The sequence below is a fragment of the Peribacillus sp. SRI_006 genome (assembly GCF_057586375.1).
On sequence record NZ_JBYCZT010000036.1, the window covers coordinates 1 to 6,622 of the forward strand.

Here is a 6,622-nt window from a genome sequence, read left to right on the forward strand (position 1 = left end):
CTGCCTTAAAGACAGCTCCGATCTTCAGCTAACGCACCCGTTAGTTTAAGTAATCCTTCACAAGGATTTCAATTGGAAATTGGGTACCCATCTCTTATAGCTCTAACTATGACTTCAAAATCTCCCATGCCATGCTTTTGGGCGATTAGAGCCAAAGAATAGGCCAGTTCATTCCGTTGTTCTTCTTCTATCGGCACATGGACTTTAATCGTTTTGTTACTTGGGTTGACTCCGAGCGATATAATATCATATTCATTAATTACCTTATTGCTTTCTTCCATGAATGCTCGGCTCTGTTCTACCTTTTTCTGATTGTCTAAGTAATCATAGACTAAAAAAAGTATATACGCGGCCATCAGCACACCTAACCCTAGTAAGAATCGTTTTTTTAATTTCTTCACTTTATATCTCCTTATCCAAAATTCTGTCTATTCTGCATCCTTTTAACTTTATCATATTTATCTATCTGTAAAACTATCTGATATTTAGATGATCAAAAGCGACATAAAATAGACTTCTCTCTTATTAAACTAACCTTCCCGTTAGGGACATAAGAAAAAGCTGCTTTTAAGACAGCTCTTATCTTCAGCAAAAGCACCCGTTAGTTCATGACTTATCGCATCGCAGAGTAGACACAAACTGTGCAGAAGAGGAAATCGAGAGAAGTATAGTAGCAGTCTTTCAACTAAATACTATACTAATCATTGATTTCTGGTGTTACGAACAGCAGTAAATAGATTTATCCATGGCATCTTCAGGAATATAAATCATGCCATCTTTAATTTGGTATGGAATTCCGTTTTTTTTCAATAACTCTGTTGCATTACTATTGGTTTTTTCGCCCCATCGGATATACTCACCCTTGTACTCTTTTTTGCACCCAATTGCTAATGTAAAGAGAATACAAAGACATAAGGCCAACAGTACTTTACTTTTCAAACGACAAACCCCTTTACAGATATTGTGATAGGGAAATTATACATCATATGGTTGAGTTTACAAAAAGTATAATACCGTAGTTACTTTGTAATTCACAGTTCGAATACACTGTACTTGTAGAACTATCCTGCCCCGATAGTTCCATAAGAAAATGAACTGCAAAAGCAACTCCCTTATTAAAGTAAAGCACATTATGGGGTTGGTATAGTGGACACATTATAGTTAGGTCCTTTATAGTCCGTCGGCTCGATTTGTATAAAACATTTTTAACCGTAATTAGGTTAAATAGCTTTTCTGATTAGCCAGTTTTGAAAAAGAAAATAAAAATAACTAATAAAATACAAACTAATTAAAAAGAAAAAAGACACCCTATTCATATAACCTAGCAATGCTAAAAATAATAAACCAATACCAAATAAAATGGACATAAAATCAAAGGCTTTAGACTTTGCAAATTGATTGATTTTTATATTACGCTCATCATTTTCTTCAATCTCTTGTGCTTTAGTTTTAAATCTTTCACTTGAAATAGATGTTACTCCAGAAAAGGTGAGAAAGACCCCAGTAAAAATAATAGCTATGGAAACTAGATCCGGACGGATAAATATGGAACGAATCTCATTTGCCACAGGAAAAGTTACGAATATTCCAAATGATATTAAGACAATTCCACTGAAGGTTAAAATCCAAAGTGCCTTATTTTTCATTATTTATTTCCTCCTCGTAGATAAAAATTTCTTCAATGCTTAAATTAAAATAACGTGCAATCTTAAAAGCTAGAATTATTGAAGGGTTATATCGCCCATTTTCTAAAGACCCAATCGTTTGTCTAGATACCTCTAAGGCTGCGGCAAGTTCCTCCTGTTTAACTCCATGCTGTTTTCGGATTATTTCTAGCTTATTTTTCAACTAACCACCTCTAATACGGAAAGTAAACTTTCCGTAAAATTAACATAAAAAGGTATATGTGTAAAGTTTACTTTCCATAAAAAAATAATATAATCACTCTTAAAGGAACCAATCAAAACTAAAACCCCTTGTCGGCCAAGGGGTTTTCTCATCTTAGAAATAATCGTTTATGCCGTAGCTTTGAAACAAAGTTTAATCATTTTTGTGTTCCTAAATGAACTAACGCACCTGTTAGTTGAATAACTTGGAAATCCATAAACGGTCTGATGTATTAAATGAACGTAAAACACTCGAAGCAACTTTTTCAAAATCTTCTTCTGTTTTTGCATTCTCAAAATCAAACCATATCCCATCTTCATCTTCCGATTCTGCTCCTAACCTTAAACGTTTGTATATATGATGGGCAGTAACTTTGTTAGGTGGGATTTGTTCACCCCAATACATTGCTACACCTTCTGTTGGGCAAGTCGCCAATTCAACAATAAATGAACCACCCCATCTGTTGAATTGGAAAGTAATTAAATCTATATTATTTTCATTTTTTCTTCTAAAGTGAGGTAATGAGCCTTTAAATTCTAGTTTTCTTAAAACTGGTATCACAACTTTTTTCAAGGCATTATCCATCATTTTTCTTTCATTCAAAGCCATTTTTGCTTTCTCCTTCCTTTTGTTGTTCAACTATCCTGCCCCTTTAGTTCTTTATGACATTATGTTAAGAATTGAAGCCATTTGTGTTCTGGTTCGTGCAATTGTATAGCGTAATGAAGCCTTTTTTTCCTCTGATTATCTAGTTTGTCTATTATCGCCATAAAGTCTTGATGGTCTTTTTCTCTTGTGTTTTTTACTTTATATAAAAGTACAATTTCTAGATTTAGATAAGGAATGCCTGTATCAGAATAACTCCAAACTGACTTAAGTGGATGGGAAATCGTTAAATCCCTTCTGAATTTCCAATCATTTTCCTTTGTTTCATTTAGAAGAACTTCTAATTTATCTCCATTTGACTTATTCAAAGCGTGTATTTCGTGAATAGGTAACTCTAAAAACTCATTTTCCCAAGTGTAGAATTTACCTTTAATAACCTTTTTAAAATCCCATTCTTTAAGATATTCCTTCAGATATAATTGGTCTTCTCGAAATAGTGCAATCTCTATATCTTGATGTTCTCTTGTTTCTCTGCCGATAAAAAGGTCAATTGCCCAACCACCTGCAAAGAACCACGTTTTATTAAACCCTGACATTAAAGAAGTAATGCTATGACATTGCTCAAATGGCATATGAATCCCCCAGACTTAAAAACTTATATCCTTATCTATTCTTTTTCTATTTTGAAAAACCTCTTTACTGAATCTTTATGCAACTATCCTGCCCCTATAGTTCTATAAGAAAAAGGCCACCAAATGGCGGCCCCGTTTCTCAACTAACGCACCTGTTAGCTGAATAAGATATTTCCTTTATATTAATTCACTTTAAGGATGTTTAAATGCTTCGTTGTAGAAATCAAATCTATTTTATGATTTCCTTTTGTGTAAAAAACGGAAGCCCCTTCTCTTTCTCCCTTTTTCCATCCATTCGCTTTAAGGACTAATTCATATCCAAATGGTATGCCATTTTCTTCCGATGCTTTTGACCAATCATAACTTTTCCCTTGTTCATTTTCCTGGACTAGCTCAGCATTTTTAGGAACTGGGAAGTCAAATGCATCTTTGGATGGTTCGTATAGAGATAACGTTAAAATAATAAGTGACTCCACCTATCAAAAGCGTAGCTAAAGTAAGTGTCCAACCAACCATTTTCTTCATTTTACTTACCCTTCCTTCATAGGTTGTTATTTGGATCGATACTCCAAACAACTATTTGTTTTCTACATATTCTATTCAAATTGTGGATTATCCTTGTTCAACTAACCTGCCCCGATAGTTGCATAAAGAAAGAGCTGCCTTAAAGACAGCTCTGATCTTAACGCTAAAGCACCCGTTAGTTGAAGAAGATCTTCATTTTTTTATGATTTAAAATCAACAGTAGAAAATTTCTTTTTGTTTGCCTTAACTAAAGTAAAAGATAATATAGCAGAAATAAAGATTAGGATTGAACCGAATATATATACAGCTCGTACTCCAACAAAGTCAGCAATGAAACCCATTAGAAAAATGGATACACCTGTAACAGTTGATAATAGGATACCTTGGGATGCATACACCTTTGGTAAATGTTTGGTCCTTGAATATTTACCTGAAATGCAGTTTGTTGAGCTATATCTCTTATTTGGTATGCTGGACCCATTGCAACACAAAGCAGAAGAGCCAGTATAGGATTACTCGTCAGCCCATAAATTAATGTGAAAATACTAAATAAAAACGAACCAATTACCATACTAAATATCAAGTGCTTCTGAATTGTTTTAGCTATGAACAAGGTGATTATACCCCCAAAAATGGCACCAATATAATAACTTGCATTAATAAAACCCCACCATTGCTCTCCTTGGTTTAAGGCTTCTTTTACATAAACCAATGTTATTGCTCCAATCCAAATGGAACCTGCCATTCCCTCAATAACATCCATTAAAGTAACAATTCTAAGAGTTTGATTACGCCATAAAATACCCCATCCTTCATTCATTAGTGCCCATTTGGATTTATTTTCTATTTCAACTTCATCGTTATCAATTAAATACTTTGATGTAATATATAAAGACAATACAGAAACCCAAAGCAATACTACATTAAAAGCCAAAGTTGAATTATGTCCCCAATTTATTACGGCAAAACCTGTAAAGCTATACCCAGCTATTTGAACAGATTGAGTTGTGATGGATAGAGAACTGTTAGCTTTCACAAGATTATCTTTCGGTACAATTTTAGGTGTAACAGAATTAAGTAACGGATTTCCCCATCCTTCCATAAAAGATATAACTAAAATAAATAATAACAGAACATAAATATGATTAGTTATAGGCAAGAAACCCAGAAGTAAGAAAGTAAGTATTAAAGCCTTCAAACCTTGAAGACTCACAAGTAATTTAGAGAAAGTAAACTTTTTATAAAGTAATGGTGATGTTAGACCAGCAATTAAATTAGCCAAGGCTTTGAATAAAGGAAATAATGAAGCCATTAATGCAGAATCAGTTTTTTGATATATAAATGTGGTAATTACCATAATGTAAATGACATCAGCAAGGGCTATGCTTGTCTTAGCAAACCAGAAACTATAAAACGGTATTCTTTTCATAATATCTCCTATTGATAAATCTACCCATCTAATTTTTTATGATTATATCATTAAATACGTGTTTTCTTCTTGAGCTAACCTGCCCCTTTAGTTCTATAAGAAAAAGCTGCCTTAAAAACAGCTCTGATCTTCAGCTAACGCACCCTGTTAGCTGAAGAACTAGGATATTTCAGTTTTTCTTTTGTAAGAAGACAGAATCCCAAAACCAATAAATAGCAGCTGCTGCAAAACTAAAACCGTAATATATTTGGGTTTTAACTAAATATGTAGGTTCAACTCTAAATAACATTACATTAAATAAAAATACTGCTACAAAAGAAAGCACCGTGTAAATTAAAAGATAAAACATATTAAATTTTCTCGGGCGTTTATTAAATATAATCTGTAATGGTACTGCAAAAAGTAAATAAGGTATAACAACATAAAAAGAATAATAACAGGCATTAACTGCAACCAAGAGGGTTCTCCACTAACTACAATTATAAAAACAGAAAAAGAGATACAAGACAAGAATAGACTAACAAAATAATAAGGTATTACATCGCTAATTTTCGATACTTTTTCACTTAATTTCCAAATCTCCAATTTTTCTCAACCTTCCAAATGTCATGTTACTTTTTTCCATAATAATATCATTTCTTCAACTAATCTGCCCCGATAGTTGCAGAAGAAAAAGCTGCCTTAAAGACAGCTCTGATCTTCAGCTAACGCACCCGTTAGTTCATTATGAAAAGCGATTCTTATTAAAGAATCGCGCCCTTTTGTTGCATACTTACTTCACCGTTACATCTGTGATATACCGTTTATGAATAAAGCGAAAACAAAGCTAATAAAAGTAAAACCAGCAAGGGGAACCGCAAAGGCTTTGTTGTTCTTAAACTCAAATATTGTAAATAAGCCACCTAAAGCACAAACAATAAACCATATTGGGATAAAAATTAAGTCTGCAACATTAACAGAAAGCAATGTATAAAAACCTGTAATGTATAATATCCAATTGATAATTAATAGACCGAATATACAATAAGACCACTTATAAGGAGGTGAACCTTTCCCATATTTTCTAACCATTAGTAATGGAAAAACGAAGATAATAACTAATATAGCTCCAAAAAGTCCAATTAAAATCGAAGTTAACCCCAAAAAGCATACTCCTTTCGCATTGAATTATTCAATGACTCTGTCTCTTTAACGAAATGGTGCAATCCTTTTTTTAAGATAGGCACCAGTCCATAAAGAAGCACCTACTTTATTTATTGTTATTATAAAACAATTATTTATCGTTTTGCAATAAATAATTGTTTTATATTGATGTATTTGTATCGTTTAACTAATATCCTCTTCTCTTTTAATGAAATAAAAAAGTATCTCTAATTAGATAGAGGTACTTTAAAAAATATAGTGGATCTTAAACAATCCTACCTCGTTTAAGTACAACCTCCACAATCTGGCCCTTTAATGGAAAAACATGACTGATGTTTTTAAACGACTTTATTATGTTTTAAACTTAATATCATTTAACAGCATTCCTTATAGAACTAAC

General features: G+C 32.8%; 10 protein-coding genes. All 10 read right to left on the bottom strand.

The window, feature by feature from the left end:
- Positions 1-68: 68 nt before the first annotated feature.
- Entirely contained in the window at positions 69-401 is a 333-nt protein-coding gene (locus AC2YHV_RS27420) for a YolC/YozM family protein (RefSeq protein WP_487374584.1), read from the bottom strand.
- Between the two features lie 316 nt (positions 402-717).
- On the bottom strand, positions 718-939 hold the full coding sequence (locus AC2YHV_RS27425; RefSeq protein WP_487374585.1) for a hypothetical protein: 222 nt from the start codon (positions 937-939) through the stop codon (positions 718-720).
- A 281-nt stretch (positions 940-1,220) separates the two neighbouring features.
- Positions 1,221-1,646, bottom strand: coding sequence for a hypothetical protein (locus tag AC2YHV_RS27430; RefSeq protein WP_487374586.1), 426 nt, complete (start codon positions 1,644-1,646; stop codon positions 1,221-1,223).
- Complete coding sequence (locus tag AC2YHV_RS27435) at positions 1,636-1,848, bottom strand: helix-turn-helix transcriptional regulator (RefSeq protein WP_061465124.1); 213 nt, start codon at positions 1,846-1,848, stop codon at positions 1,636-1,638. The genes AC2YHV_RS27430 and AC2YHV_RS27435 overlap by 11 nt, the downstream gene beginning before the upstream one ends.
- Before the next feature lie 231 nt (positions 1,849-2,079).
- Positions 2,080-2,496 (bottom strand): DUF4304 domain-containing protein, encoded by a 417-nt coding sequence (locus AC2YHV_RS27440; RefSeq protein WP_487374587.1) that lies wholly within the window; start codon positions 2,494-2,496, stop codon positions 2,080-2,082.
- A gap of 59 nt (positions 2,497-2,555) precedes the next feature.
- Positions 2,556-3,125 carry a nucleotidyltransferase domain-containing protein gene (locus AC2YHV_RS27445; RefSeq protein WP_487374588.1) on the bottom strand — a complete coding sequence of 190 codons (570 nt, stop codon included), beginning with the start codon at positions 3,123-3,125 and terminating at the stop codon, positions 2,556-2,558.
- Between the two features lie 182 nt (positions 3,126-3,307).
- Positions 3,308-3,601, bottom strand: coding sequence for a hypothetical protein (locus tag AC2YHV_RS27450; RefSeq protein WP_487374589.1), 294 nt, complete (start codon positions 3,599-3,601; stop codon positions 3,308-3,310).
- Positions 3,602-3,990: 389 nt separating this feature from the next.
- Positions 3,991-5,079 (bottom strand): MFS transporter, encoded by a 1,089-nt coding sequence (locus AC2YHV_RS27455; RefSeq protein ID WP_487374590.1) that lies wholly within the window; start codon positions 5,077-5,079, stop codon positions 3,991-3,993.
- Between the two features lie 169 nt (positions 5,080-5,248).
- On the bottom strand, positions 5,249-5,536 hold the full coding sequence (locus tag AC2YHV_RS27460; RefSeq protein WP_487374591.1) for a UPF0715 family protein: 288 nt from the start codon (positions 5,534-5,536) through the stop codon (positions 5,249-5,251).
- Between the two features lie 326 nt (positions 5,537-5,862).
- A complete protein-coding gene (locus AC2YHV_RS27465) occupies positions 5,863-6,222 on the bottom strand; it encodes a hypothetical protein (protein WP_487374592.1) in 360 nt (119 codons plus the stop codon).
- Between the last annotated feature and the right edge of the window lie 400 nt (positions 6,223-6,622).

Excerpts from the sequence above, each read along its gene's own strand:
- AC2YHV_RS27430 (WP_487374586.1), bottom strand. The coding sequence starts at position 1,646 with ATGAAAAATAAGGCACTTTGGATTTTAACCTTCAGTGGAATTGTCTTA.
- AC2YHV_RS27440 (WP_487374587.1), bottom strand. The coding sequence starts at position 2,496 with ATGGCTTTGAATGAAAGAAAAATGATGGATAATGCCTTGAAAAAAGTT.
- AC2YHV_RS27445 (WP_487374588.1), bottom strand. The coding sequence starts at position 3,125 with ATGCCATTTGAGCAATGTCATAGCATTACTTCTTTAATGTCAGGGTTT.
- AC2YHV_RS27455 (WP_487374590.1), bottom strand. The coding sequence starts at position 5,079 with ATGAAAAGAATACCGTTTTATAGTTTCTGGTTTGCTAAGACAAGCATA.